General features: G+C 59.8%; 25 protein-coding genes. 8 read left to right on the top strand and 17 right to left on the bottom strand.

The features are described from left to right. The first annotated feature begins 82 nt into the window (after positions 1–82). On the top strand, positions 83–1,306 hold the full coding sequence (locus VXL81_RS05930; RefSeq protein ID WP_416553315.1) for a TIGR03862 family flavoprotein: 1,224 nt from the start codon (positions 83–85) through the stop codon (positions 1,304–1,306). Here VXL81_RS05930 and VXL81_RS05935 read toward each other — a convergent pair. The 5 genes from VXL81_RS05935 to VXL81_RS05955 all read right to left on the bottom strand — a co-directional run bounded on the left by VXL81_RS05935 (position 1,279) and on the right by VXL81_RS05955 (position 6,710). Continuing rightward, positions 1,279–1,869, bottom strand: a complete 591-nt coding sequence (locus VXL81_RS05935; RefSeq protein ID WP_416542623.1) for a glutathione S-transferase family protein — start codon at positions 1,867–1,869, stop codon at positions 1,279–1,281. The two genes, VXL81_RS05930 and VXL81_RS05935, sit on opposite strands and share 28 nt — an antisense overlap. A gap of 119 nt (positions 1,870–1,988) precedes the next feature. Next, positions 1,989–3,017, bottom strand: coding sequence for a DNA polymerase III subunit delta (gene holA / locus VXL81_RS05940; protein WP_416542622.1), 1,029 nt, complete (start codon positions 3,015–3,017; stop codon positions 1,989–1,991). Beyond that, a complete protein-coding gene (gene lptE / locus VXL81_RS05945; RefSeq protein WP_340546940.1) occupies positions 3,014–3,556 on the bottom strand; it encodes an LPS assembly lipoprotein LptE in 543 nt (180 codons plus the stop codon). The genes holA and lptE overlap by 4 nt, the downstream gene beginning before the upstream one ends. Beyond that, a complete protein-coding gene (gene leuS / locus VXL81_RS05950) occupies positions 3,543–6,116 on the bottom strand; it encodes a leucine--tRNA ligase (protein ID WP_340546939.1) in 2,574 nt (857 codons plus the stop codon). Before leuS ends, lptE begins: the two co-directional genes overlap by 14 nt. A 105-nt stretch (positions 6,117–6,221) precedes the next feature. Further along, positions 6,222–6,710 (bottom strand): DUF3576 domain-containing protein, encoded by a 489-nt coding sequence (locus VXL81_RS05955; protein ID WP_340546938.1) that lies wholly within the window; start codon positions 6,708–6,710, stop codon positions 6,222–6,224. Between the two features lie 280 nt (positions 6,711–6,990). Between VXL81_RS05955 and VXL81_RS05960 the strand changes: the two genes are divergently transcribed. Beyond that, a complete protein-coding gene (locus tag VXL81_RS05960) occupies positions 6,991–7,935 on the top strand; it encodes a porin (protein ID WP_340546937.1) in 945 nt (314 codons plus the stop codon). A gap of 112 nt (positions 7,936–8,047) precedes the next feature. Continuing rightward, complete coding sequence (locus tag VXL81_RS05965) at positions 8,048–8,704, top strand: YggS family pyridoxal phosphate-dependent enzyme (RefSeq protein WP_416542620.1); 657 nt, start codon at positions 8,048–8,050, stop codon at positions 8,702–8,704. A 19-nt stretch (positions 8,705–8,723) separates the two neighbouring features. Here VXL81_RS05965 and VXL81_RS05970 read toward each other — a convergent pair whose 3' ends face one another. After that, positions 8,724–9,215 (bottom strand): L,D-transpeptidase family protein, encoded by a 492-nt coding sequence (locus VXL81_RS05970; RefSeq protein WP_416553392.1) that lies wholly within the window; start codon positions 9,213–9,215, stop codon positions 8,724–8,726. Between the two features lie 35 nt (positions 9,216–9,250). Beyond that, on the bottom strand, positions 9,251–10,339 hold the full coding sequence (gene ribA, locus VXL81_RS05975; protein WP_416542619.1) for a GTP cyclohydrolase II: 1,089 nt from the start codon (positions 10,337–10,339) through the stop codon (positions 9,251–9,253). 194 nt (positions 10,340–10,533) lie between these two features. Here ribA and VXL81_RS05980 point away from each other — a divergent pair, with 194 nt between their 5' ends. The 3 genes from VXL81_RS05980 (at position 10,534) to VXL81_RS05990 (ending at position 13,007) form a co-directional block, all read left to right on the top strand. Continuing rightward, a complete protein-coding gene (locus tag VXL81_RS05980; RefSeq protein WP_340546934.1) occupies positions 10,534–11,220 on the top strand; it encodes a response regulator transcription factor in 687 nt (228 codons plus the stop codon). 283 nt (positions 11,221–11,503) lie between these two features. Next, the gene (locus VXL81_RS05985; RefSeq protein WP_416553317.1) at positions 11,504–12,292 is read left to right on the top strand and encodes an exodeoxyribonuclease III; all 789 of its coding nucleotides are present in this window, start codon (positions 11,504–11,506) and stop codon (positions 12,290–12,292) included. Between the two features lie 127 nt (positions 12,293–12,419). After that, positions 12,420–13,007 (top strand): transglycosylase SLT domain-containing protein, encoded by a 588-nt coding sequence (locus VXL81_RS05990; protein ID WP_340546932.1) that lies wholly within the window; start codon positions 12,420–12,422, stop codon positions 13,005–13,007. 78 nt (positions 13,008–13,085) lie between these two features. Here VXL81_RS05990 and VXL81_RS05995 read toward each other — a convergent pair whose 3' ends face one another. The 4 genes from VXL81_RS05995 to VXL81_RS06010 all read right to left on the bottom strand — a co-directional run bounded on the left by VXL81_RS05995 (position 13,086) and on the right by VXL81_RS06010 (position 19,606). Continuing rightward, complete coding sequence (locus tag VXL81_RS05995; protein WP_416553319.1) at positions 13,086–13,673, bottom strand: LolA family protein; 588 nt, start codon at positions 13,671–13,673, stop codon at positions 13,086–13,088. 67 nt (positions 13,674–13,740) lie between these two features. Next, complete coding sequence (locus VXL81_RS06000) at positions 13,741–16,875, bottom strand: DNA translocase FtsK (RefSeq protein WP_416553321.1); 3,135 nt, start codon at positions 16,873–16,875, stop codon at positions 13,741–13,743. Positions 16,876–16,990: 115 nt separating this feature from the next. After that, positions 16,991–18,169, bottom strand: coding sequence for an aminotransferase class I/II-fold pyridoxal phosphate-dependent enzyme (locus VXL81_RS06005; RefSeq protein ID WP_416553323.1), 1,179 nt, complete (start codon positions 18,167–18,169; stop codon positions 16,991–16,993). Between the two features lie 108 nt (positions 18,170–18,277). Next, the gene (locus tag VXL81_RS06010) at positions 18,278–19,606 is read right to left on the bottom strand and encodes an amidase (RefSeq protein WP_416534468.1); all 1,329 of its coding nucleotides are present in this window, start codon (positions 19,604–19,606) and stop codon (positions 18,278–18,280) included. 89 nt (positions 19,607–19,695) lie between these two features. On the opposite strand from VXL81_RS06010, the gene VXL81_RS06015 reads away from it, so the two are divergent. Then, on the top strand, positions 19,696–20,922 hold the full coding sequence (locus VXL81_RS06015; protein WP_416553325.1) for an FAD-dependent monooxygenase: 1,227 nt from the start codon (positions 19,696–19,698) through the stop codon (positions 20,920–20,922). 97 nt (positions 20,923–21,019) lie between these two features. Here VXL81_RS06015 and VXL81_RS06020 read toward each other — a convergent pair whose 3' ends face one another. From VXL81_RS06020 to VXL81_RS06030, 3 genes are read right to left on the bottom strand one after another with little or no spacing between them, the layout of a single operon-like run. Next, a complete protein-coding gene (locus VXL81_RS06020) occupies positions 21,020–21,226 on the bottom strand; it encodes a Trm112 family protein (RefSeq protein ID WP_340546926.1) in 207 nt (68 codons plus the stop codon). Continuing rightward, complete coding sequence (locus tag VXL81_RS06025) at positions 21,223–21,864, bottom strand: LON peptidase substrate-binding domain-containing protein (protein ID WP_416534470.1); 642 nt, start codon at positions 21,862–21,864, stop codon at positions 21,223–21,225. The genes VXL81_RS06020 and VXL81_RS06025 overlap by 4 nt, the downstream gene beginning before the upstream one ends. A 27-nt stretch (positions 21,865–21,891) precedes the next feature. Continuing rightward, positions 21,892–22,827 (bottom strand): tetratricopeptide repeat protein, encoded by a 936-nt coding sequence (locus VXL81_RS06030; protein WP_340546924.1) that lies wholly within the window; start codon positions 22,825–22,827, stop codon positions 21,892–21,894. 246 nt (positions 22,828–23,073) lie between these two features. On the opposite strand from VXL81_RS06030, the gene hspQ reads away from it, so the two are divergent. After that, positions 23,074–23,400 (top strand): heat shock protein HspQ, encoded by a 327-nt coding sequence (gene hspQ, locus VXL81_RS06035; RefSeq protein WP_340546923.1) that lies wholly within the window; start codon positions 23,074–23,076, stop codon positions 23,398–23,400. A 100-nt stretch (positions 23,401–23,500) separates the two neighbouring features. On the opposite strand, the gene VXL81_RS06040 is transcribed toward hspQ, so the two are convergent. The 3 genes from VXL81_RS06040 to VXL81_RS06050 all read right to left on the bottom strand — a co-directional run bounded on the left by VXL81_RS06040 (position 23,501) and on the right by VXL81_RS06050 (position 26,159). Then, positions 23,501–25,075, bottom strand: a complete 1,575-nt coding sequence (locus VXL81_RS06040; protein WP_416553327.1) for a gamma-glutamyltransferase family protein — start codon at positions 25,073–25,075, stop codon at positions 23,501–23,503. Between the two features lie 257 nt (positions 25,076–25,332). After that, on the bottom strand, positions 25,333–25,779 hold the full coding sequence (locus VXL81_RS06045) for an ATP-binding protein (protein WP_340546921.1): 447 nt from the start codon (positions 25,777–25,779) through the stop codon (positions 25,333–25,335). Between the two features lie 35 nt (positions 25,780–25,814). After that, a complete protein-coding gene (locus VXL81_RS06050; protein WP_340546920.1) occupies positions 25,815–26,159 on the bottom strand; it encodes an STAS domain-containing protein in 345 nt (114 codons plus the stop codon). Positions 26,160–26,227 lie beyond the last annotated feature (68 nt).

A 26,227-nucleotide genomic window follows, 5' to 3' on the forward strand; every position in this document is an offset into this window, starting at 1 on the left:
TCTCTGAGTATGGCTGGTTCAACCGTAGGACATGCGCCTGTGTCGGTCATCGGCAAGGGCAAGCGCGCAAGGAACCGTCTATTTGGGACAGGAACTGGAAAACTGGGACGCCGTGATCATCGGTGCTGGACCTGCGGGTTTGCGGGCTGCCGAAGAGCTCGGGGCAGCTGGTCACCGGACGCTTATAGTTGATGCCAAACCCTCGGTTGCCCGAAAATTCCTGATGGCCGGTAAATCGGGCCTCAACCTGACGAAAGACGAACCACGTTCGATGCTGCTCAGCCACTACGGCGCGGCGGCGGACTGGCTGGCGCCGATGATCGCGGAATGTGATGCGGCAGAGGTGATGGATTGGGCGACGGGGTTGGGCAGCACCTTGTTCACGGGCACCACAGGACGGGTTTTCCCCAGCGAAATGAAAGCCTCTCCGCTGCTGCGGGCGTGGCTGGCCCGGTTGGACGGATACGGGGTGGAGCGCCGCACCCGCTGGCGCTGGCTGGGGTGGCAAGGTGACGCTCTGCAGTTCGACACACCGGACGGCCTGCGGCAGGTCACGGCCGGGGCGACAGTTCTGGCCATGGGGGGCGCCAGCTGGGCACGACTGGGATCCGACGGCCGCTGGGCAGAGACACTGGCCGCCGACGCTGTGCCGCTTGCACCCTTCCAGCCCGCCAATGCCGGGCTCTTGATCCCTTGGTCAGATCACATGGCCCAGCATTTTAGCGCACCACTAAAGGGTATCGCATTATGCGCCGGTGCGGTTCGCACCCGTGGTGAGGCGGTGATCTCCCGGCAAGGGCTCGAAGGGGGAGGGGTCTATATGGTCTGCGCCGCTGTGCGCGAGGGCGCAGCGCTGCATATGGATCTGCTGCCCGATCTGTCGCTGGATCAGGTCATCGCACGTCTGACCCGCCCGCGCGGCAAATCCAGTTTGTCGACCCATCTGCGCAAGGTACTGAAACTGACACCGCCGCGTCTGGCGGTGATGCAGGAATTCGCGCGGCCATTACCAGCGGAGCCCGAGACGCTGGCCCGGCTGGTGAAGGCTGTGCCGATCCGCCATGCCGGGCTGAGGCCGATGGATGAGGCGATTTCCACCGCTGGCGGTGTTCAGGCCCGGGCTGTTGATTCAGGATTGATGTTGCATGCGCGTTCCGGCGTGTTCTGCGCCGGGGAAATGCTCGACTGGGAAGCCCCAACGGGAGGGTATCTGCTGACCGCCTGCCTGGCGACAGGACGTTGGGCGGGGCGGTCAGCCGTCGACTATCTGGCCGGTAGTTACGCTACCGATGCCGCTACCGCCTGAAAGGCGGGACGTGCGCGCATGCGCTTGCTATAGGCCAGAAGGACGTCGCTCTCGATTGGGAACTTGGCGCTATAGGCCCAGTTCAGGCAGTGGGTGCAGATGATGTCAGGTATGGTGAACTCCTCGCCCATCAGAAACGGACCAGCCATCATGTTTTCAAGCCGCGCGAGATTGCGGGAAAATTCCCACTTCAGACTGTCTTTGACCTCGGGCACTCGTTTGTCTTCGGGCAGAATGAAACTGTGGCGCGCCCCGGTCCACAGCAAAGCGTCCAGCTCGTCCAGAAGAAGATGTGTCATTGCATCCTGCTTTGCCCGCGCAATCGTGCCTGCAGGGGCGGTCAATTGCCCGTGCTTGTCCGCCAGATAGGTAATGATCGCTGTCGAATCGGTGATCACATCGTCCCCGTCCTTGAACACAGGGACCTTGCCGGAGGCGTTGAGGGCCAGAACCTCCTCGCTTTGCGGAGAGGCCGGGTTCAGCTCATAGGGCTGGCCCATTTCCTCAAGCGCCCAAAGCACGCGGTAACTGCGGGTCAGCTGTTTGCCGATAACGGTGTACATTTCGATATCTCCCTGCGGTTTCTGTCCGAAACGGAACCGGGTTCCGGCTGTGGGGTCAAGCCATTCTCAAGCAGCCGTGATCTGGACGCAGCGTCTGGACCCGCCCGACAGCCAAGGGCTCATCCGACGCGGCTGAGACGCGCCAGTTGGATCAAGGCGCGTTCCATCAACGCAAGAGCCGGTGCGGTCTGTCCGGCTGAGCGCAGCTGTAGATCGGTATCGGTCAGAAGGGTCAGCGCAGTTTCAAGTTTGAAAGCGCCCCAGCTCTGGGCCTGTCGCAGAAGCCGGTCGCGACGTTTTCCGTAGGCCGGCGGCCGCAAGCGCCCGATGCCCTGTGCTGGACCTCCGGGATCGGAGGCAATTGTGTAGAGGGTCCGAAAATGCCGGGTCGCGCCAATGCAAAGCGTTACGGCGTTGGTGCCCTGTGCCTGCAGGCGACCCATGAGCGGGCCAATTTCGGCACCGCGCCCCTCTGCCACGATATTGAGCATGTCATCGACTGCAGCTTCGGTGGATTGCGGCGCGATCGCCTGAATGTCTTCGAGCGTCAGCTGCGTGCTGTCCTCGTATTTGTAGAGTGCAAGTTTCTCAACCATGCGGGAGAAATCACCGGGTCCAATATCATTCGCGATATCGACCAGCGCAGACATACTGTCCACAGGGACGTCACGGATCCGGGCTTCGGTCAGGATACGTTCGATTTCGCTGCGTGATGGCGGATCATCATAGATCCCCGTGGCATAGGCGTTCCGGTGACTTTCAAAAGCCTTGCGCAGCTTGGACGTTGCCTTCAATTGTCCGGCCGTCACCACAATCTGCGCGTCGCCCGGCTGCCAGGCCTCAAGCGCTGCGATAATAGCTGGTGCTGCGGTGTCATTGGCTTCTTCGACAAATACCGCGCGGATGCCGGGAAAGAACCCTACTGCCTTGACCGCATCCATCAACAGGGCTGCGTCCTTGCGCAGATCCGCAGCGGACATCCGCGTCAGACGCATCTCTTCTTCTGCGGTTGGTCCCAGGAGTGCCGCCAGCATCTGCTGTCGCTTCAATGACACCCGCATGGCGTCGGGGCCGTAGATCAACAGGCCTGTCTTCGCCGGATCCGGTTTGGCGAAATATCCGTCCGCCTCGCGCGGGCTCAGTTTCATTTGGAAGCAGCCGGGGTCTGGCTCCCGCCGGTCTGGCCGAGATCAGCCGTGCTCAGTAGATCAGTCGTGATCTGATCCGCGAGGATCATCATGAGCCGCCGGTGAGCATCACGTTCACCGGCAAGAGTTTCAACAGTGGTTCCGGTTGCGGAATAGCCGGTGAAATTCTCCACGTCACCACTGGCGACGATGGTGCCATCGGACTGCCGGGTCAGCACATAGGCTGCCTGCCCGACGATGGAATAGCGGGTGATTTCATTGTCGGCGGTGATCGCCTGACCTTCGCTTCGGGTGCGCAGTTTCAGGTCCAGCGCATAATCTGCACCAGACCCGCGTCCCAACCGGCTTTCGAGATTCTGGACCAGGAAATAGGCGTCGGTATCATCCGTAGCGCCCAGCGTTTCCGGGGCTTGCACCCTTACCGCGCCATAAAGCACGGATCCGCTGCCACCGGGCGCGTAAACCGGAGTGAAACCGCAGGCCGCCACCAACAAAGAAGCGGCCAATGCGATGAGGTATTTTGGCCTACGCCACGACATTCACAATCCGACCCGGCACGACAATCACCTTCTTTGGAGCGGCGCCATTCAGCGCCTTTTGCACAGCTTCATGCGCGAGGGCGATTTTTTCAACCTCATCCTTGCCGAGGTCCTTGGCAACGGTGATTTCACCGCGGCGTTTGCCGTTGACCTGAATCGGCAGGGTGACGCTGTCTTCCACCAGCATCGATTCATCCGCAACTGGCCAAGGGGCAGTTGCGCACAGGCCTTCGCCCCCCTGATGGTTCCAGATGTCCTCAGCCAGATGCGGCGTCATCGGAGACATCAGCTGGGCCAGTGTCATGATCGCCTGTTTCTGCGCGGCAGCCCCGGCCTTGGATTTGGCAAGGGTGTTGGTGAAGCTGTAGAGCTTCGCAATCGCCGCATTGAAACCAAAGGTTTCAATGCTGAGGGTAACATCGCGGATTGCCTTATGCATATCGCGCAGCAGCTCATCGTCGCCCTCACCGCCAGCGCTCGGGTCCATCTCGCCGATGCGATCGCAGAGATTCCAGACGCGGTTCAGGTGCTTATGCGCGGCTTCTGCGCCAGAGGCCGTCCATTCCACATCTCGTTCAGGCGGTGAGTCGGAGAGCACAAACCAGCGTGCCGTATCCGCCCCATAAGACGAGATGATGTGCAGCGGATCGACGACGTTGTTTTTGGATTTCGACATCTTGGCCGAGGGGATGACCTTGACCGTTTCGCCGGTTTCCTTGACCACAACCGCACCGTCGCGCTCCTCGACCTCTTCCGGGTAGTGGTAGATCGGGCGGTCATTCTCAGTGCGGCGTTCCGCGTTTTCATAGATTGCATGTGTCACCATGCCTTGGGTGAACAGCGCGTCAAAGGGTTCCTTGGCCTTCTCGGGCAGGTGACCGCAGATCTGCATGGCACGGGCAAAGAAGCGCGAATAAAGCAGATGCAGAATCGCGTGCTCGACGCCGCCGATATACTGATCGACGTTCATCCAGTAGTTGGCATCCTCCATCCGAGTCGGTGTTTCGGCGTCGGGCGCGGTGAAACGGGCGAAATACCACGACGAATCAACGAAGGTATCCATTGTGTCGGTTTCGCGCTGCGCAGGCTTGCCACAGGCAGGGCAGGCACAGTTGCGCCAGCTGGGATGACGATCCAGCGGGTTGCCGGGGATCGAGAAGTCAATCGCCTTGCCGTCTTCGTCATAGGGCAGCGCGATGGGCAGGTTTTCCTTCTTCTCCGGTACCACGCCGCAGTCCGGGCAATGCACCACGGGAATCGGGCAACCCCAGTAGCGCTGGCGCGACAGACCCCAGTCGCGCAGGCGGAATTTGGTGACACCTGCACCCCAGCCTTCGCGTTCGGCTTTGTCGACGGCGGCATTTACGGCCTCTTCACCAGTTTGCTCATCCGCACCGGCGAAGCCTTTGACATAGCGAACCTTCTCGGCCTTGGTCGGGACATAGGCCTCGGTCAAGGGGCTGTCATCTTCAGGGTTCTGGAACACCGGAATGATGGGCAGGCTGTATTTGGTCGCGAATTCGAAGTCGCGCTGGTCATGTGCAGGGCAGGCAAAGATCGCGCCGGTGCCGTAGTCCATCAGAATGAAGTTCGCGATCCAGACCGGCAGCTCCCAGTTCGGATCCAGCGGATGCTTCACGCGGATACCGGTGTCATAGCCCAGCTTCTCGGCGGTCTCGATGGCCTCTTCGGTCGTGCCCCCCTTGCGGCATTCGGCGACAAAGGCGGCGACTTCTTCCGAGTCGGCTTCCAGGGCCTTGGCAATCGGGTGATCGGGAGAGATGCCCACGAAGGATGCGCCGTTCAGCGTATCGGGGCGGGTTGTGTAAACCTCGATCGGATCGCCGCCATCGCTGCGGGTAAAGCTGAACTGAAGGCCGCGGGATTTTCCGATCCAGTTCTCCTGCATCAGACGCACCTTGGCGGGCCAATTTTCCAAAGTGTCCAGCGCGGTCAGCAGCTCATCCGAATAATCGGAGATCTTGAAGAACCACTGCGTCAGCTCGCGGCGCTCGACCAAGGCGCCGGAGCGCCAGCCTCGGCCGCCTTCGACCTGCTCGTTCGCCAATACGGTCATGTCGACCGGATCCCAGTTCACCACGGCATTTTTGCGGTAGACCAAACCTTTTTCGAGGAAATCGAGGAACAGAGCCTGCTGCTGGCCATAGTAGGATTCGTCGCAAGTGGCGAACATCCGCGACCAATCCAGCGACAGGCCCAGCGGTTTCATCTGTTCGACCATCGTGTCGATATTCGCGTAGGTCCAGTCCTTGGGGTGACCGCCGCTGGCCATCGCGGCGTTTTCAGCGGGCATACCAAAGGCATCAAACCCCATCGGGTGCAGTACGTTATGGCCGGTCGACAGTTTGTAGCGCGCGATCACATCGCCCATGGTGTAATTGCGCACGTGCCCCATGTGCAGTTTGCCCGATGGATAGGGGAACATCTCCAAGACGTAATACTTCGGTTTGTCAGCGGAGCGTTTCGCCTGAAAGATCCCGGCTTTTTCCCATGCGTCCTGCCAACGCGCTTCGATTTCCGGGGCAACATAACGGGGCATCAGAGCTGTCCTTCGTAGATAAAAACGCCAGGTTTGGGGCCTGGCGCTTGTGATAGTGATGTTTGCCCGCCTGTTCCAGAGGGCAGAAGAGGGGGATGCGCCGGGTTAAAGCTTGCGGTCGGCGATGCGCAGCTGGCGGGCCCGAGAGAGAATCGCATCCTCGATCGCGCGTGCTGTACTGGCGCTGACCGGGCCGTTGCGGGTCTGAAGCGACACGTTTAGCGAGCGGGCATCCAGTGCGGGATCCTTGATATGAACCGTTGCGCGATAGGCGCGCCCGCCACCCGGGGGAGTACCGTAACCTGTGACGATCACACCGGTGTAGGGTTCGACGGTTTGCAGCGGCAGGAAGTCCAGCACATCCAGCGTTGCGGTCCAGAGGTAACGGTTCACCTGAACAATCTGTTCGGCCTTCGTGGGTTTGAAGGCATCCCAGATTGTCGTGCCTTCTATGTTCTCCGGGTTCCGCGGGTTGCCGCCAATGACGTTTTCATTATAGGCCGACGGGCCGCCGCGGTTCTTGCCGCCGAATGCGCCACAGCTGGCGGTGACAGCCAGAAGCGAGATGAGTCCAAGTTTCGTGAGCCAGCGCATGATGGGCAAGATCCGTTGCTATTCCGGTTGCGGACTAGTCCTAGCCAAGCGATAGGGCGGCAACAAGCCTATTCTTTAATAGACTCTCTCTGTGCGAAGCCGTTGATGCCGCTCGGGTTAAGATACTGTGACATGGTTGCATCAACTTCGGGCCGAAAGGATTTGCCGCCTGCGCCCAAGCTTGCGTAACGACCCCAAAAAGAGCGAAACGGAGGGCGTACTCAGACTTGTGCCACTCAGCGCCTGTTTGAGCTTGGACATTTAAACCCGAGGGAAAAACATGAAAAAGATTCTCTTCGCTTCGACTGCGCTGGTCGCCACCGCTGGTGTTGCAGCAGCAGACGTTTCGTTCGGTGGCTACGGCCGCTTTGGTATCGGCTACGTTGAAGATCGTACCGTTGGTGGCACTTCCGACACCGTGATCGTCAGCCGTTTCCGCATGAACATCGATGGCTCCGCTGAAACCGACGCAGGCGTGAAGTTCTCCGCTCGCGTTCGTATGCAGGCTGACGAAGATGCAGCTTCCGGCGAAGCAAACGCAGCTGGCCTGAACGGCGCGCGTTTCTCGGTTGAGTACGGCGGTCTGCGTGTTGACGTAGGTAACGTTGCTGGCGCAATCGACAACCTGCCCAACTACTACGGCAACGAGCCGGGCCTGGAAAACTTCGTTGGTCAGTACTCCGGCGTTAACTACGACTTCGTTGGTTACTCCTCCGGTGGCGCAGGCGTGAACGGCGTTTACGCTCGTTACGCAGTTGGTGACTTCGCTGTTGCTGCGTCCTACGACCAGGCGGCAAACGGTGGCGACGGCGACCGTTTCGACATCCACGCTGCTTACACCTTCGGCAACATCACTGCCGCTCTGGCATACGGTGAAACCGACAACGGCGCAGCAGACGACGACGACATCGTTGTTCTGTCGCTGGGCGGCACCTGGGGCGCATTCTCCGGCACCCTGCTGGTTGGTGATGAATCCATCGCGGGCAACGTTGCTCAGTCCGACACCTTCTACGGTATCTCTGCTGCTTACGACGTAAGCTCCGCAACTACCCTGACCTTCGCTTACGGCGACGGTTCCGGCGACGGCGACACCCGCAACGTTGGTCTGGGCGTGATCCACGACCTGGGCGGCGGTGTCTCCCTGCGCGGTGGTATCGGCGAGAGCAAAGTGGGCAGCGCCGACGGCCAGATGCGTGCCGACTTCGGTGCTCAGTTCAGCTTCTAAGCTGACCTGAACCACTACGGTTCTTGGGGCGGGCTCTTACGAGCTCGCCCTTTTCTTTTGTGCAGAAACCGTGTTTGTCTGCGGCAACATCTGACCATAGTGAGACTGCCCCATGTCGCTTCAGGAGATCCAATCCCGCATTCATACCGCCGAAGAAAAAGCTGGCCGCCCTCGAGGGTCGGTGCAGCTGATCGCGGTATCCAAGGTTCAACCCAACGACAGGGTCGCGGCGGTTCTGGAAGAGGGGCATCGCTGTTTTGGCGAGAATCGTGTGCAGGAAGCCGCCGGAAAATGGCCGGACTTCTCGACGCGCTACTCGGAACTGGATCTGCACCTGATTGGCCCGCTGCAGACCAACAAGGCGCGGCAGGCGATGGATCTGTTTCAGAACATTCATACTGTTGACCGCGCGAAACTGGCCAAGACCATCGCGCGGCTGGCGCAGGAACTGGGCCATTGTCCAAAGCTGTTCGTACAGGTCAACACCGGCGAGGAGCCGCAGAAAGCCGGGATCCCTCCGGGTGAGGCAGATGCCTTCATCCGCGAATGTCAGGATATGGATCTGCCCCTCGAAGGTCTGATGTGTATTCCGCCCGCAGCTGAGGAACCGAGCCTGCATTTTGCTCTTCTCCGCAAGATCGCAGAGAGAAATGGCCTAACGGGCCTGTCGATGGGCATGAGTGGTGATTTTGAAACTGCTGTTGCGTTAGGCGCGACCCATGTGCGTGTTGGATCGGCCATCTTCGGTGCGCGCGCTTACGAGCTCTGATAGCCTGCGCGGCAACTTCTCAGCGCGCCAGCGGTGGCACCACAAGGCGTGTACCGGGCAGAACCAGTTTGGCCAGCCAGTGTAAATCCTGACGCGAAAAAGCGATGCAGCCCTCGGTCGGGTAGCCGGGGCGCCGCCACTGATGCAGGAAGATTGCCGACCCACGGCCGGGCTCGGCAACCGGCCAGTTCCAATCCGTGACCAGGACCAGATCATACAACGGGTCAGCACGTCTGAGGGCTTCATGGCTGTCGGAGTATGGCGCGCGGACGTGTTGGTTGTAATCCTCGGCGTCGGAAGCGTCGGACCACAGGTCGCCGGGCCCGATCGGCTCAGCCCAATCGGTTGGTGGTGCCATTCGGTCCGGTCGATAGAGCATACCGACGACAAGATGGCAGCCGATTGGCGTTGCACCATCGCCCTCGACCTTGTTCGGACTCAGCCCACCGCGCCCGATTGAACAGGGCAGGGTGCGTCCAGCAAAGCGCAGACCCCTTGGGGTGAGCAGCATATCGGTTGACCGCAGGTCACGCGGGATGCCCGATCTCATAGCATGTGGCCGGATTTGGCGGCTTTTGTTGCGAGATATTCGCGGTTGAACGCGGTCTCCCCGACCTTCAGCGGTACCCGTTCGGTGACTGTGATGCCGGTTTTTTCCATCATGGAAATCTTGTTGGGGTTGTTGGTCAGCAGTCTCACCGAAGAAAAGCCCAGCTCCTTCAGGATTGCGGAGCCTAGGCGAAAATCTCTCTCATCATCTTCGAACCCAAGGCGATGATTGGCCTCAACCGTGTCAAACCCCTGATCTTGCAGGGAATATGCGCGCATTTTATTAGCAAGGCCAATGCCGCGCCCCTCCTGGTTGAGGTAGAGCAGTACGCCCTGTCCTTCGGCGCCCATCTGGTTCAGCGCTCCATGCAGCTGGGGGCCGCAATCGCATTTGAGCGAGCCAAGAACATCGCCTGTGAAACACGCGGAATGCAGTCGGGCAAGGACTGGAAGGCTACGGTCAGGTTTGCCGATTTCGATGGCATAATGTTCTTCCGCGCCATCTTCCGGGCGAAAGATGTGCAGCCGCCCGGCTTCGGCTGCAGCGATTGGAAGACGAGCCGCGGCGACGGGATGAAGCGGCGAACTTTCGACCATCAGCGGTGCAACTGCGGCGAGCGGCAGGGTTGTCAGCCCATGGCTCTGGGCGAATTGTGCGGGATGTTGCAGGGGGCAAACCACCGCGGCAGGCAACAGGCGGGCCGATTTGGCCAAGGCAATGGCCAACCGGTGCAGCTCTGCATTGCCTTCGCGACCGCTTTGCAGCGGGCCCTTCATCGGTGTGCTCAGATCGTCAGCGGGGTCGGCAACGGCCTGAAGCCAAGACAGATCCGCTGAATTTGGAACGCTGATGCGGGCAACATCGCCATCATAGGCACGGGCCTTCAGAGTACTCGCTCGCCGGGCTGTCACGGCCAATGTCAGTGGGCCAAGCGTGCGCAGGCTCGCCAGTCGGGTGCTGTCCAATGGTTCGACCGCGACGGCCAATACCGCCTGATCGGGCGTGGTCAGGACGACCGGCAAGCCCATACGCAGGTCCACCCGCGCGCGGGCCAGTAGGTCGATCATCGTGGGCATCAGACTCATGCGGAAATCCTGTGGGTCATTGACGTCTTGGGGCGCGGCACCGCTGCGGTGAACAGTATTTAAGTAGTCATAAACTGTGGGAAAGTGAAACAATTCCCGCCCCATGGACACGTCGGCGTGAAACTCTTGCAGCATAACTTGTGATCGGGCGGCGGACTGCGCATCTGTTGTGCACGGCACAGGAGGACAAGGTTATGGCCCAACTGAAGAAAATTCTGCTTGTAGACGATGATGAAGATCTGCGCGAAGCCCTGAGCGAGCAGCTGGTTATGACCGAAGACTTCGACGTGTTCGAAGCCGAGAACGGTCAGACAGCTATGGAGCGCGCAAAAGAGGCGCTTTATGACCTGATCATCCTGGATGTTGGCCTCCCCGATACCGATGGCCGCGAACTCTGCCGCCTGATGCGCAAACAAGGTGTGAAAGCACCGATTCTGATGCTGACCGGGCATGACAGCGATGCGGATACGATCCTCGGGCTGGATGCCGGGGCGAATGACTATGTTACCAAACCGTTCAAGTTCCCGGTCCTGCTGGCCCGGATCCGCGCGCAGCTGCGCCAGCATGAACAATCCGAAGATGCCGTATTTGCACTTGGTCCTTATACGTTCAAACCGGCGATGAAACTGCTTCTGACCGAGGACGATCGCAAGATCCGCCTCACCGAGAAGGAAACCAATATCCTGAAATTCCTGTACCGCTCTAACGAGGGGGTTGTGCAACGCGATGTGCTGCTGCACGAGGTCTGGGGCTACAATGCCGGGGTTACAACCCATACGCTGGAAACCCATATCTACCGACTTCGCCAAAAAATTGAACCAGATCCGTCAAATGCACGTATACTAGTCACAGAGTCGGGTGGCTACAAACTGGCCATCTGACACCTCAGCGCCACAGAATCGCCCGGACTGGGAGGGATGGTGGTGATTGAGACAAGTGCGACGGCACTGACGAGAGATCCCGTGCATGTCCGGGTTATGACATGTTCCTCCCTGTTGGACTGCCGGGCCTAGTGCCCGGCTTTTTTTCGTTCATAGCAGCGCGAATGATGAAGACACGGCGATGATTTCGCCGTTCTCTCGATGCCATTTGTGCTCTGGTATCACCGCGCCAGAGCGGGCAGTATCCGGCCAACAGCACAGACATTTGAGAAAGAGGCGCGCGATGTCGTTTACCCTAGCCACCTGGAATATCAATTCGGTTCGCCTGCGAGAGCCGATTGTCTGCAAGCTGTTGGCAGAGGAGGGGCCGGATGTACTCTGCCTGCAGGAGTGTAAGAGCCCGGTCGACAAGATTCCCTTGGAGCAATTTGCCGAGCTGGGCTACGGCCATATGATCGCCCGCGGCCAGAAGGGTTACAACGGCGTCGCAATTCTCTCCCGGCTGCCGATCGAGGATGTCGGTGACAAGGATTTTGCCGGTCTTGGCCATGCCCGCCACGTCGCGGGCCGTCTCGAAAACGGCGTTACCATCCATAACTTTTATGTCCCCGCTGGCGGCGATGTGCCTGACCGCGAGGTCAATGAGAAATTCGGCCAGAAGCTCGACTATCTTACTGATATGCGGGATTGGTTTCACTCTGAGCGGCCGGAGAAATCCATCCTTGTCGGAGACCTCAATATCGCGCCACGCGAAGATGACGTCTGGGATCACAAGAAGCTGCTGAAAGTGGTGAGCCACACTCCGATTGAGGTCGAACATTTCGCCGATGTCATGGAGGCGGGTGGCTGGTCGGATGTCACCCGCAATGATATCCCGGATGGGCGGCTCTACAGCTGGTGGAGCTACCGTGCCAAGGATTGGGATGCAGCGGACAAGGGGCGCCGACTGGACCATGTCTGGGCCAGCTCCGACATCAAAAACTCCTCCCATTCCAGTCGGGTAATGCGGGATGCGCGTGGATGGGAGAAACCAAGTGACCATGCGCCTGTCTTCGCGACATTTGACCTCTGACCGCCGATGATCGGTGGCGCTGGTCCGGGACAGGTTGTCGGCGCCACGGAATAGTGATTTTCACGCCGCTCGCGATTAGCTACACTGCCGCCAAAATACGCCCAGTGATTTACAAGAGGCAGAGGCAATGAGCAGAATCATAGGCGCCATGATCCTATTGCTGATCGTGGCATCCTGCGGAGGTGGCGGTGGCTCACCGCCGCGCAATCTCGACAATGCGTGCAGCATCATCAAGCAACGGCCCGAGTATCTGAAGGCGTTCCGCGCCACAGAGAAGCGCTGGGGAGTTCCCATGCATGTGCAGATGGCCATCATCCATCAGGAAAGCCGTTTCCGGTCCGACGCGCGCACACCGCACCGCTTTGCGCTAGGGGTGATCCCGATGGGACGGCAGTCCAGCGCTTATGGCTACAGTCAGGCGCTCGATGGCACCTGGGACGATTATCGCAAATCTGCCGGCCGCCGCGGCGCCAAGCGCAACCGGATCAAGGACGCCACCGATTTCATGGGCTGGTATATGAACCAGACGCGGGACCGCAACGGTGTTTCGCTCTATGATGCGCGCAACCAGTACCTAGCCTACCATGATGGCCATACCGGTTTCGCCCGCGGAACCTACCGATCCAAACCATGGCTGCTGCGGGTTGCTGCCAAGGTACAGGCGCGGGCTGAGATGTATCAGACACAGCTTGCCACCTGTCGCCGCGCACGCTGACTGTTGCGATCATTACGACATGAGACCCCCCGTCCGATTGTTCGGGCGGGGGGGGCTCTTGTCTGACGTCGCCACTCTTTAGCGTGACGGGGCTGAACTGGTGTTGAACAGTTTGGAGGACAGCTTGACCCCGGTTTGCAGCCCGCCAAGGATCACCGTGGTCTTGCCGCCGGAACCATCGTGGATCACCCATTTCCGCAGCTCAACCGGGTTGTCGGTGAACATCATTTCGATACTGCCATATTCCGGGTTTTTAGGATCCTGCGCGCGGATAATCGTGGAGGTGCCATCGAAGCCGTGACCCACCACCATATTGGCGCGGCCCAGGTTCACATTGCGGGCCAGGATCAGCGAAAGTGGCGTCCGGTTGAGTGGATAGGTCTCGGGCGGCTGGTTTGACTTCGGATCCTGAATCAGAACAGCGCCCGCGCCTGCAACCACAACCCCCTTGTTGGGTGGATCATATTCGAACCGCATCCGTCCGGGCCGGTGCAAATAAAGCTTGCCGGTAGAGAGGCTACCATCGTCATTAATCTGGCTGAACGGGGCTGTCGCAGTAGAGATCCCGTTCAGATATTGCGAAACGTCGTTCAGGCTCAGTTTCTCGGCTGCCCATGCAGCCGGGGCACAGAGCGTCAGCGCTAGGGCGTAGGCAAGTTGTTTCATGGTTTCTAAATAGGGAGACATTGGCAAATGTGAAGAGGCGGGACCAATTGGCCCCGCCGTGAAACGACTACTGCTCGGGAACCAGAATTTCCCTTTTTCCGACGTGGTTTGCAGGAGAGACGAGCCCTTCTTCCTCCATCTGCTCAACAAGACGTGCTGCCTTGTTGTAGCCGATGGCCAGTTTTCGCTGGATATAGGAAGTCGAGCATTTGCGATCCTTGATGACGATCTGTACCGCCGTATCGTATAGCGCGTCCTCGGTATCGGTATTGCCACCGGTAGAGAGACCCAGCACCGCATCAATATTGTCGGCCTTATCGTCATCCGGGCCGTCAAGCACATTGCCGATATATTCGGGCGGTCCGAATTGCTTGAGGTGGTTGACCACCTCTTCGACTTCTTCATCTGACACAAACGGGCCGTGGCAGCGGGTTATCTTCGCGCCGCCCGCCATATAGAGCATGTCGCCCATACCCAGCAGCTGCTCGGCGCCCATTTCGCCGAGAATGGTCCGACTGTCGACCTTGGAGGTCACCTGGAACGAAATCCGCGTCGGGAAATTCGCCTTGATCGTACCGGTGATCACGTCAACCGAGGGCCGTTGCGTGGCCATGATCAGGTGAATGCCCGATGCCCGGGCCATCTGCGCCAGACGCTGGATGCAGGCCTCGATCTCCTTGCCTGCAACCATCATCAGGTCGGCCATCTCATCGACGATGACCACAATATAGGGCAACGCCTCGGGCGCGAATTCTTCGGTTTCAAAGACCGGTTCGCCCGTGTCGTCGTCAAATCCGGTTTGAACGGTGCGGCTGAACATCTCGCCTTTGTTAAGCGCTTCTTTCACCCGGCCATTGTAGCCCGCAATATTCCGCACGCCCATTTTCGACATCTTGCGATAGCGATCTTCCATTTCGCCGACTACCCATTTCAGGGCGACGACGGCCTTTTTCGGATCCGTCACCACAGGCGAGAGAAGATGCGGAATGCCATCATATACGGAGAGTTCCAGCATCTTAGGGTCGATCATGATCAGACGGCATTCTTCGGGCGTCAGCTTGTACAGCAGCGACAGGATCATGGTGTTGATCGCCACCGATTTACCCGAGCCGGTGGTCCCTGCGATCAGTAGGTGAGGCATTTTCGCAAGGTTGGCGACCATGCTGTCACCGCCAATATCCTTGCCAAGCGCCAGTGGCAGCGCATGGGTGCCATCGCCAAAATCGCGTGACGCAAGAATTTCGCGAAGGACAACTTTTTCACGCTTGTCGTTGGGCAGTTCGATACCGATCACGGTGCGACCCGGCACGGTAGAGACCCGCGCGGATAGTGCGGACATGGAGCGTGCGATGTCATCGGCCAGACCGATCACGCGGCTGGCCTTGAGACCCGGTGCCGGCTCCAGTTCATACATGGTGACAACAGGACCGGGGCGCACCGAGACGATGTCACCCTTGACGCCATAGTCATCCAATACCGATTCCAGCATTCGCGCGTTTTCTTCCAGCGCCTCGTCACTCAGGTGGTGGCGTTCGATCTGTGCCGGGCTGGTCAGCAGCGAGAGCGGCGGCAATTCGAAATCACTGCTGGCATCTTCAAAGGCCAAGGGAGGCTGTGCTTCGGCCTTTGCGCGGGCCGATGGCTGCGGCGGCTTGCGGACTGGCTGCTCCACGACAGCCCGACGTGGCTCTGCCACCGGAAGTGTCACAGGGGGCGTTACGGGCGGGGCGACCGTCGCCGCTGCCGCATGAGATGCGGCGGCGCTTTCTGCGGTACGGCGCAGAACCTGCGCACCGCTGGCGTCTGGAATCGGAGCGCTTGGCAGCCCTTCGGAGGCGACATGGTCGACGAACCCAGCGGACGCCGGATGCTCATATGCAGCACTATAGTACCCCTGGTGCGGCTCAGCATCGGGGGAATATCCGGCCTCTGGTGCGGGTGGAACAGGCGGTACCGTTCTCATCGCCGCCTCAATAGCGTCCATCGACGCACCGGTCAGCGGTGGTTCGGGCGGCAGACCTTCGACGTTGTGATTAGGGTTAAAAATCAGGGGTTCCGGTCGACGTCCACGGCCCTTGGTCAGCGGGAAATCCACTTCGGGTGCCACATCAGCAGCGCGGCGCACGCGTACGGCACTGGCAATTTTTTCGGCGATCCGCTCATCGCCGGGAAGGGTGTCCAGATCCGCTGCCCTGCTCGCCTCACTCAGGACGGGTTCAACAAGTTCCGGTTCGGGCATCACTGGTTCGGCCCGGCGGATGAGGTTCGGCACACGGGCAAACAGGCCAGTCTTTTCCTTGACCGGTTCGGGCTCATCTTCGTGGCGCATGTCAAATGCCGGTTCTACCCGGCCATAAGGGGCGGCTGCCGGCCCAAGCACCGGAGCACCAAGCGGCGGCGCTGCTGTGGGTCCGTCGTCGAACTCCAACGGCTCGAACATCTGCGGGTCGGTTTCGGTGCTGTCGACGACATCTGCCATCGCGACCGCTGCTGCTGTACGTTCGGCGCGGCGGCTTCGATAGTTGAGCGCTGCCTGCATGCCGCTTGCTGCACCCCGGCCAAGGACACCGGCGATCGCACCGTAGATCAGAATGAGACCGACCAATACGAACCGCAGACCACGGGTGACTTCAGCGCGGGTAAAGCCGAGAACGGTGGCGCCCAGGCCCAACATTCCAAGCGCGGTGAGGAGTGAGAGGAATTTGACCAGAAAGATCAGCCCAACTGGCAGCAGGGCCAAGAGCATCCCCAGAAAGGTATATCCGATCATACCGCCGAGACCGAAGGTATGCGCCGATTTCCAGGCGTCGGATGGGACCAGCGTTTCCAGATGCAAGGAGACCAACAGCAGCCAGGGCAACGATAGTAGCAGCGGCCACAGGAACCGGTCTTCGCCGCGATGCAAGATGCAGCGTCCACCCCAGACGGTCAGGAAGAGCGCGATCGCCCAGCTGGCCTTGCCAAAGAGCGTGATCAGAATGAAGGCCAGCGATGCACCGGTGCGACCCAGCATATTCTGGACCGGTGCGTCAGTCGACACCATCCAGTTCGGATCATCCGCCGAATAGCTGCCGATCATCAGGGCAACCATCAGGCCGAGGCCAATCAGCAGTGCGCCAATCAGTTCCTTGCCACGCTTCTCGATGGCCGCCTGCATGTTGCTGTCCAGCAATGGATCGCGGCTGCGCGTCTGAAATGCCATGCCTACCTCGTTTCATCTTGTCCGTCGGGGCGTCCCGCTTCTTATGCGCGGATTTGGGCCCCATGGCTTTTTTATTTTGGCGCCGCTCGTTGAAAGGGGCGCATCGAATGGGTCATCAGTAGAGGCAGTTGCGCAATTTGCGCAGGGCTACCTCGGTCTGATCTGCGGGGGCGACCAGTGCCACCCGAATATAACCGGCGCCCGGGTTCTTGGTGCCGTTGCCCTGGGCCAGATAAGATCCGGGCAGCACCCGTACGCCGGTGTCCAGCCACAGTTTCAGTGCTGCCGCCTCTCCGTCCTCGACCGGTAGCCAGAGGAAAAAACCTGCCTCAGGTGCCATGTAACCGTCCAGCCCGTCAAAAACCTGATCCGCAATCCGGTATTTTGCCTGATAAAGCGCGCGGTTCTCCACGACATGCGCTTCATCCGCCCAAACTCGGGCTGCAGCGGCCTGTAGCGGTGCGGGCAGCGGGGCGCCGGAATAGGCGCGCAGCTGATGCACCCGCTTCAGCGTTTCCGGTCCGCCGGCGATGAGGCCCGAGCGGAGACCAGCAAGATTGGAGCGCTTCGAGAGCGAATTGAACAGCACCACCCGTTCTGGGTCCGCACCCATTTCTTGTGCGACGCTCAGGGCACCGACCGGTGCGCTATCCCGGTAGATTTCAGAATAGCATTCATCGGCAAATATGCGGAAATCATACTGCTCGGCCAGTTGGATAAGCCGGGTCCAGTAGTCCCGGCTGGCTACGGCACCCTGCGGATTGGCGGGCGAACAGATATAGGCGACAGCAGTGCGGTTCAGCACCTCGGGCGGCAGGCTGCTATAATCGGGCAGATGACCCGTCGCAGCCGTCGCGGGTACAAAAACCGGCTCTGCTGCAACCGAGATCGAGGCAACCATATAGACCTGATAGAAGGGGTTCGGGATCAGCACGACTGGTTTCTGGCCGTTTTTCTGTTCCGGGCAGAGCGCCATCGCTGCATTGTAGAGCCCTTCTCGGGTGCCGTTCAGCGCCATGACCTGTGTCATTGGGTCGACGCTGACATCATAGCGGCGCTTGATCCAGTCGCTGATGGCGCCGCGCAGCTCGGTGCTACCCTCGTTGGGAGGGTAGCTCTGAAAGCCGGCGGCGTTTTCGACGATCACATCCGTCACCCAGGCCGGGAAATCATGTTTGGGTTCGCCAATGGTCATATGCACCACATCGCCGCCCGGCGTGTGATGGTCCAACAGGGCCCGCAGTCGCGGGAACGCGTATGGCGGCAGGTTTGAAAACCGCTCCGGAAAATTCATGTGTTTGGCCTCAGGTCCGGGATCGTTAATGCCCCGTTCACAAACAAACTACAGAGCGGATCCCCCTGCGTCCAGCCGCGCGAAGGTGGGCTTGGCAAAATGTGGCTTTCACGCCAATGCCCGCTCCACAGCTGCGCCGACGCGCAAGAGGGCCTCTTCGCAGTCAGGTTGCCCCAGGATCTGCAGGCCACATGAGGGGGCTCCAGTGGGCAGTGACAGGCCACACAGTCCCATCAGATTGCCAATCCGGGTGTTGCGCAAGGCCATCAGATTTGAATGGATGTAGTAGTCGTGATCGTTCTGAAGCCGTTCGACATCAGGTGGCAGGATCGGAGAGGTCGGGCAGAGCACACCGTCAAACCCTGCGGTGGCCAGATCCCAGTCCATTCGATACTGCTCCAGCTTGGCCCAGGCGGCGACATAGTCCGGACCGCTGAAACCGGCCCCGGAGCGGAACCGCTCCAGAATCTCGGGAAACATCAGATGTGGTGCTGCCTCGATCACATCTTTCCACAGGCCGTAGGCCTCCGCTGTAAAGAGGATCGCACTGAGCGACATGGCCTCCTTCAGCACAGGAACCTCCAGCGGGACAATATCTGCTCCGGCTGCGCGTAGTTTATTCAGGGCGTCGCTGTAGGCCTCGGCAATCTCAGGGGCCAGATCCTCCTGCGCCACGGTCCGCAGGTCGGCAAAGCGGCGTCCCTCCAAGGTGGTTCCGCGCAGATCGGGGCCATGGGTGCCCTCCAGCATACCTAGATAAAGCGCGGCGTCCTCGACCGATCGTGCCAGAGGGCCGACGGTATCAAACCTGAGGCAAAGCGGGACAACCCCTTCCAGGCTGATCCGGCCGGAAGTCGTCTTTAGTCCGACAAGATCATTCCAGGCCGAGGGAATTCGTACAGATCCCCCTGTATCAGAGCCTATTCCACAGGCCGCCAGACCAAAGGCGACGGAAGCTGCCGCACCGGAGGACGATCCGCCAGGGGCTGCCTGATCGTCATGGATGCAAGGCGGTGTTGCCTTCACCGGATTGAGACCGAGCCCGGAGAAGGCCAGCTCGCTCATATGTGTTTTGCCGAGGCAGACAGCGCCCATTGATGTTGCCGTCTGCAGAACCAGCGCATCGCGTTCGGGGACCCGCTCGGCTAGCAGATTGGACCCGGCTTCGGTTGTGATATCAGCGCTGTCAAAAAGATCCTTCCAGCTGATCGGAACGCCGTCTAGCAGCGACAACCGCTGTCCCTGCGCCGCGCGCAGCTTCGCCGCCTCGGCCTCGGCAAGGGCGCGGTCATGGGTGACGATGGTGTAGATCCTGTCGCGCTTGGGATGGGCGTCAATGGCCTCCAAATAGGTTCTGGTCAAGGCAACCGGGCAGATTTCACCTGCCTCAATGCCACGGCCCAGATCCGCTGCGGTCTGCGTCAGCCATTCTTGCATGTGCGCCTCTCCAAATTGCTCGGGATGAGGCGACGGTAGCGGCACCGCGCCCCATGGACAATCCCAATCGCAGGCGCATATTGCGGGGCATGAAAAACACAACCGACATCCTGATTGTGGGCGGTGGCCTGAATGGTCCGGCCCTGGCATTGGCGCTGGCCCAGACAGGCCACACGGTGACGCTGATCGACGCGCTGCCGCGGGATCTGCGCGACGATGACGGCTTTGATGGGCGCAGCTATGCGCTGGCGCTCGCATCACAGCGGTTGCTGGAGCAGATTGGCGTCTGGTCGCAGGTCGCGGACAAGGCCCAGCCGATGCTGGACATCAAGGTCACCGATGGTCGCGCGGGTCAGGGACCATCGCCGTTCTTCATGCATTTCGATCATGCCGAGATCGAAGATGGTCCTATGGGATACATGATTGAGGATCGCTATCTGCGTCGTGCCCTGCGCCGCGCGATGGAGGCGGATTCGGCAATCACGCTGGTGGATGAGCAGACAGTCGTCGCGCAGCATGTCGACGCCACTGGTGTGACCCTTACGCTGGCCTCTGGTGACGCGCTGCGTGGGGGAATGATCGTCGGGGCGGATGGTCGGCGCAGTGGCACCGCAGCACGCGCAGGTATCAAACGGACCGGCTGGGATTATGGTCAGACGGCGCTGGTTTGCGCCATTCGACACGAGGCGCCGCACAACGGCGTCGCCCATCAATTTTTCATGCCCGCTGGCCCATTGGCGATTTTGCCGTTGCCGGGCAATCGGTCTTCCATCGTCTGGAGTGAACGGAGCCGGGTTGCTGAAGCGATCCAGGCCCTGGACGAGGCGGGCTACCTTGCGGCGCTGCGCCCCCGATTTGGCGATTTTCTGGGCGAGATCAGCTTGGCCGGTGACCGTTTCACCTACCCTCTGAACCTGACCCTCGCCAATGCGTTTGTGGCTGACCGGCTGGCGCTGGTTGGCGATGCCGCCCATGGGGTCCACCCGATTGCAGGGCAGGGGCTGAATGCAGGGCTTCGCGATGTCGGCGCATTGGCGGAGGTGCTGACGGAGGCAAAGCGCCGGGGCGAAGATATTGCCTCTCCGCTTGTGCTTGCGCGTTATCAACAGTGGCGTCGCTTCGATACCGCCAGTCTGGCGGCAGCTACCGATGCGTTCAACCGGCTGTTTTCCAACGATAACCCGCTACTGCGCTTGGGGCGCGACGTTGGGATGGTCGTGGTTGGCGCCTTTCCGGGGCTGCGCCGCACCTTTATTCGTGAGGCAGCCGGACTGACCGGGGATCTGCCGAGATTGCTTCAAGGGCTGCCGATCTGAAGCTGGCCATGGTGCGGGTGCAAATCAAATTGGCCGGACAAAACTTGCCCGGCCACATCAAGATTTCAGCTTCAATCGCATTGCGGCAGGTATCGGCCTAGTCCAGAACGCGCGCCTCGCCCTCAAGCATGACAGGAATGCCATTGCGGATCGGAAAGGCCAGATTGGCCGCGCGCGATATCAGCTCCTGCGCTGAGGCATCGTATTCAAGGACCGTCTGCGTGCGCGGGCAGACCAGTGCCTCAAGCATCCGGCGGTCAAAGGGCGCCTCACTGGCTCCGGTGGAAGACGGTTCAATGCTCATTGCAGAATTTCCTCATGCGAGCCGCCGCGAAGGGCGAATTCGATCAATGTGATTAGGGTCTCGCGCCTTGTGGCAAGGCAGGGCGCTTCGAGCAAGGCCTGTTTGTCTTCGGGGTCGAAGTCGAGCATCATCGACAAGGAGTTGATCAGTAGCTCATCCTCGGCGTCCTTCAGGGCATCCCAATCTGTCGAAAGGTTGCGCGATTCAAAGAAACGTTCGAGCAGCTCTAGAAAGCGGGCGCGGTTGAAATCGTCATCCGCCTCAACCCGGCCCAGATCGCGATGAAACCCGTCCCAGTCGACATCGCACCGCCGATATGGCGTGAACCCATTGATCTCGGTCTTGATCCGAAACCGTGAGACGCCGGACAAGGTAATCAGATAGCGGCCATCTTCGGTTTCCGAAAACTGCGTCACCCGTCCGGCGCAGCCGATGCTGTGCAGGCTACTGTCGCCGGTTTTCGACGGGAACGGCTGTATCATGCCGATCATCCGGTGTGGCGTCTTGAGCGCATCCTCCAGCATTTGCAGATAGCGCGGTTCGAAAATGTGCAACGGCAGTCGCGCCCGGGGCAAGAGCAACGCCCCGGGCAGCGGAAACACCGGCAGAGTGTCGGGCAGATCAGCAACCTGTATCATGCTAGGGACTGTAGCGCTGGCGCCGCCCTAGGCAAATATGATGGAGCTGAGTTTGCGTCGGCCATTGAGGACAATCGGATCGTTTGGCTTCAGAGCGTCGAAAATTGTGAACAACTGTGCTTTGGCCGCGCCGTCGTTCCACTCTTGGTCCTTGCGGAACAATGTCAGGAGTTCATCCACTGCGGCTTGGGTGTCGCCAGCTGCGTGCAGGGCCTGTGCCAGATCAAACCGGGCCTGATGGTCCTCGGGGTAGGCGTCCACGGTTGCGCGCAATTCCGTCACGGGACCTGCATTCTCGGCCTGACGAGCCAGGGCGATCTGGGCATGAGCGGCCTCGATTTCTGCGGCATCGGAGATATCGGCAGGTGCGCCATTGAGCACCGCCTCCGCCTGGTCGAGATCTCCCATGGCGACGTGGGCGCGTGCCAGCCCCCCGTAGGCGGCGGCGCTGTGATCATCTTCGCCAAGCACGGCGGCGAAGGTCTGCGCCGCATCCGCGAAATCACCATCGGCTAGCATCTGCTCGGCCGCTTCGACAGCTTCGCCCAGCCCGCCGTCCGCGCTGCCACCGGCTGCTTCGATTGCACGTTTGATGAATGCGTCGATTTCAGACGGCGCTACCGCGCCCTGAAACATGTCAATGGGCCGCCCCTGAACAAAGGCGACAACCGTCGGGATTGACTGCAAAGGAAGTCCTTGCTGCGAGAGGGCCTGAACCAGACGTTGGTTCTGATCCACGTCGATCTTCGCCATGGTGACGGCGCCTTTTGCCTTGGCCACGGCAGCTTCCAGCGCGGGTCCAAGTGTTTTGCAGGGGCCACACCAAGGAGCCCAGAAATCGACGATCACCGGCGCGTGCATCGACGCATCGACAATGTCCTGCATGAATGTTGCCTCGGTCACGTCTTTGACCAGATCACCTGCGGGGGCCATATCTCCCGCGCCGCCAAGAATATCGATCATGCGCTTGCTCTCCATTTCCAACTTGCCCCCTATATGAAAGCTGGCTGCCCAGAAACCAAGGGTTCATCTGCGCAAAGCCCTGCACCCGAGCGCTATCGCGGCTGTTTGCCGAGGGCTCAGAAGGCGCAGGTATATGGCGACAGCATTGTTCTATCGTGAATGACACAGTGTTTCCGGCGAAACCGGGCCGTGGATTCGACATTTTCCCTTGTCGCAGAGTATCATGAGGCGATAGGAACAGCATTCATGCTTAGAACGCGCGCAAAATATAATCTGGGACAGGTTGTCCGCCACCGCAAACATCCCTTTCGCGGAGTTGTGTTCGACGTCGATCCAGAGTTTGCCAATACCGAGGAATGGTACGAGGCCATTCCCGAAGACAGCCGCCCGGTGAAGGACCAGCCGTATTACCATCTGCTGGCGGAAAACGATCAGACCTACTACGTGGCCTATGTGTCGGAACAGAACCTGATCGCCGACTATTCCGGCGAACCTGTGGGGCACCCCGATATTCCAGAGATGTTCGGCAGTTTTGACGAAGGCAGCTATGAGCTGCATTATCAACTGAACTGATATAAGCGGCAGGCGTCTGGACCTCAGCCTTATGAACTCCGCACAGGCGCGGCCAAAGTGCGAAGATCCATTTCTCTCAATCGCCGTCTTGTCGTGCGGTTTAATACCCCAGAGCGCAGCCATCTTTCCGAGGGTCGCTGGCACCTTCCAGCACACCTGAGCGATGAATCTGGATCGCCTGTGCTCCGCCAATTGCGGTCTCCGGTATCGCGATGTTGTGTCCCATATCCGCGAGCTCTTGTCTCACCGCATCGCTGTAGCCGCGTTCGACCTTCAGGGTGGCGCCATCGGCAAAGGCGCGGGGCAAATCGATCGCCGCCTGGGGATCCATGCGAAAATCCGTCATGTTAGAGACGAATCGCGCGTGACCATTGGGCTGGTAGGCACCACCCATCACGCCAAAGGGCATGGTGACCGCGCCTTCCTTGCACAGCATTCCCGGAATGATGGTGTGCATTGGCCGCTTGCCGCCTGCCAGCATGTTGGGGTGGCCCTCTTCCAAGGTGAAACCTGCGCCGCGGTTTTGCAACAAAATGCCAAACTTGTCGGAGGCGATCCCCGATCCGAAACCGTGGAAGATCGAATAGATCAGCGAAACGGCCATGCGGTCCTTGTCGACGACGGTGATATAGATCGTGTCTTTATGCACTGCCTCACTGATCGGAGCAGGTGCAGCCATCGCGCGCTTCGGATTGATCAGCTCGGCCAGGCGCACCGCCGTTTCCGGCGCCAGCATATGGTCCAAACGGACCGTGTGATCTGGATCCGCAATGAACCGGTTGCGCGCATCATAGGCGAGCTTTGCGGCTTCGGCTTCGATGTGAATACGTTCTGCGCCAACTGGGTTCATGCCTGCCATATCGAAATGCTTCAGGATATTCAGCATCAGAATAGCGGTGGCCCCCTGACCATTTGGCGGGTGTTCGACCAGCTCGATATCCTTGTAGCTGCCGACAACTGGTATGGTGACGTCAGCCTGTGTAGCGGCAAAATCCTTGCTGCTTTGCAACCCGCCGCGGGCTTGCAACGCAGCAATCATATCTTCGGCGACCTCGCCCGTATAAAACGCATCACGCCCGTCTTTGGCGACGCGCCGCAATACCTCGGCTTGACCTGGAGCGCGAAATATCTGCCCGATCCGCGGTGGCTCACCATCAAAAAGATACTGGTCGCGGGCGCTGCCCTGAAGCGTGTCGGCATCGTTCTGCCAGTCAAAGGCCACTCGCGGAGCCACCGGAACCCCAACTTCGGCATAGTGGATAGCAGGGGCAAGGATGGCATCCAGCCCCAACCGCCCTTCGGTATCGGAGAGTTTGCAGAAGGCATCGATTGCACCGGGTATGGTCACTGCATGTGCGCTGGTTAGGGGAACCGCGCTCAACCCATCCGCCCGCAGCCCGTCCGCGTTGGCGGCCGCGGCGGCACGCCCCGATCCGTTCAGGGCCATAACCGGCGAGCCGGGGCGGGAGTAAAGAACAAAACAATCGCCACCAATCCCGGTCATTTGCGGTTCACAGATGCCAAGCAGCACCGCGCCAGCGATTGCGGCATCCATCGCGTTTCCGCCGCGTTTCAGAATGTCTATGGCCGCGCCCGCCGCCAGCGGATGAGATGTGGCGCAAAGACCGTTTTCGGCAAAGACCGCCGACCGTCCGGGGAAGTGAAAATCGCGCATGGTGCCTCCTGTAACTGGAAGGCAGCTTAGGTCGCACGGACGCAAAGGCAACGACAAAGGAGGATGAAAGAGTCGCCGCTGTCGCTATGGCGCAATGCGGCAAGGCGCCGTTCCGGCGCAGATTATCTGCACTGGCGCCGCCTGTAGCCCGATGAACCGAGCGATAAAGAGGAGAGAGGAGGTCTGGTGTTCGCCGCCGGGTGGCCAATGTGCCGTCCGCATGGTGGCGCTGGATGCCGGAACTCGTGCGCTAGACGTCACGCGCTATTGGCGTTGCGCATCTGAATTTCGAAACACAGGGAAAGGTTGTTGCCGCTGTCATCTCGCTTGTATTGCACATCTGAGGTGAGTTCGCGGATCAGCAGCCAGCCAAAGCCGCCTTCTGGCAGCTGGTCGGTCTCAACAGTCAAGTCATGCGCGGTCGCGATCGGCAATTCGCCATCCTTGAACGGAGCGCCTCCGTCGCCAATCGAGATCCACAGCTGGTCAGGGTGCAGATTGCACCGTATGCGAACATCCCCGATGTCCATGCCGGCATAGGCATGTTCGACAACGTTGTTCACCGCCTCAGTCAAGGCGATCTGCACCTCATCCGCCCGGGCTTCCGGGATGCCCATTTTGCGCAGCCGCGCCACAACATCCTGTACACCGGATCTGGCATCCAGTTCCGTTGCCGTGAACGTGCAGGAAAAGGTTTCTACCATAGTCTTTTCGCTCCGCGTTACAAACACGCGTGGGGTCAAGAATCGATGCGGGTGGCAGTCGTTGCGTCGCTCAGTGACGCATACAAATCAAAAACAGTATCCATTCGCGTCAGTCGAAACACCTTGTCGACCATCGGCGTCAGCCCGGCGAGGTCCAGTTTTCGGCCCTGTCCGAGCTGCTTCATAGCAGCTACAATAGCACCAAGACCGCTGGAATCGATGAATTTTACTTCGGACAGATCAAGAATGACGCGATCAGGGCCATTTTCGGTGGTCGCGCGCATGTCTTCTTTGAATTGGATGGCCATCGCTGCATCAATGCGTTCGGCATTGACGGTCACGATCTGTGTACCATCTGCTGTTGTGCTCGTCAGGCTCATGAGTGTCCCCGCGTCAATATGTGTTGACGATCAAACTAGACGTCAATCCTTACGATTTTGTATGCACT

The organism is Phaeobacter sp. JH204B (assembly GCF_048055755.1).
GTDB classification, from domain to species: Bacteria; Pseudomonadota; Alphaproteobacteria; order Rhodobacterales; family Rhodobacteraceae; genus Phaeobacter; species Phaeobacter bryozoorum.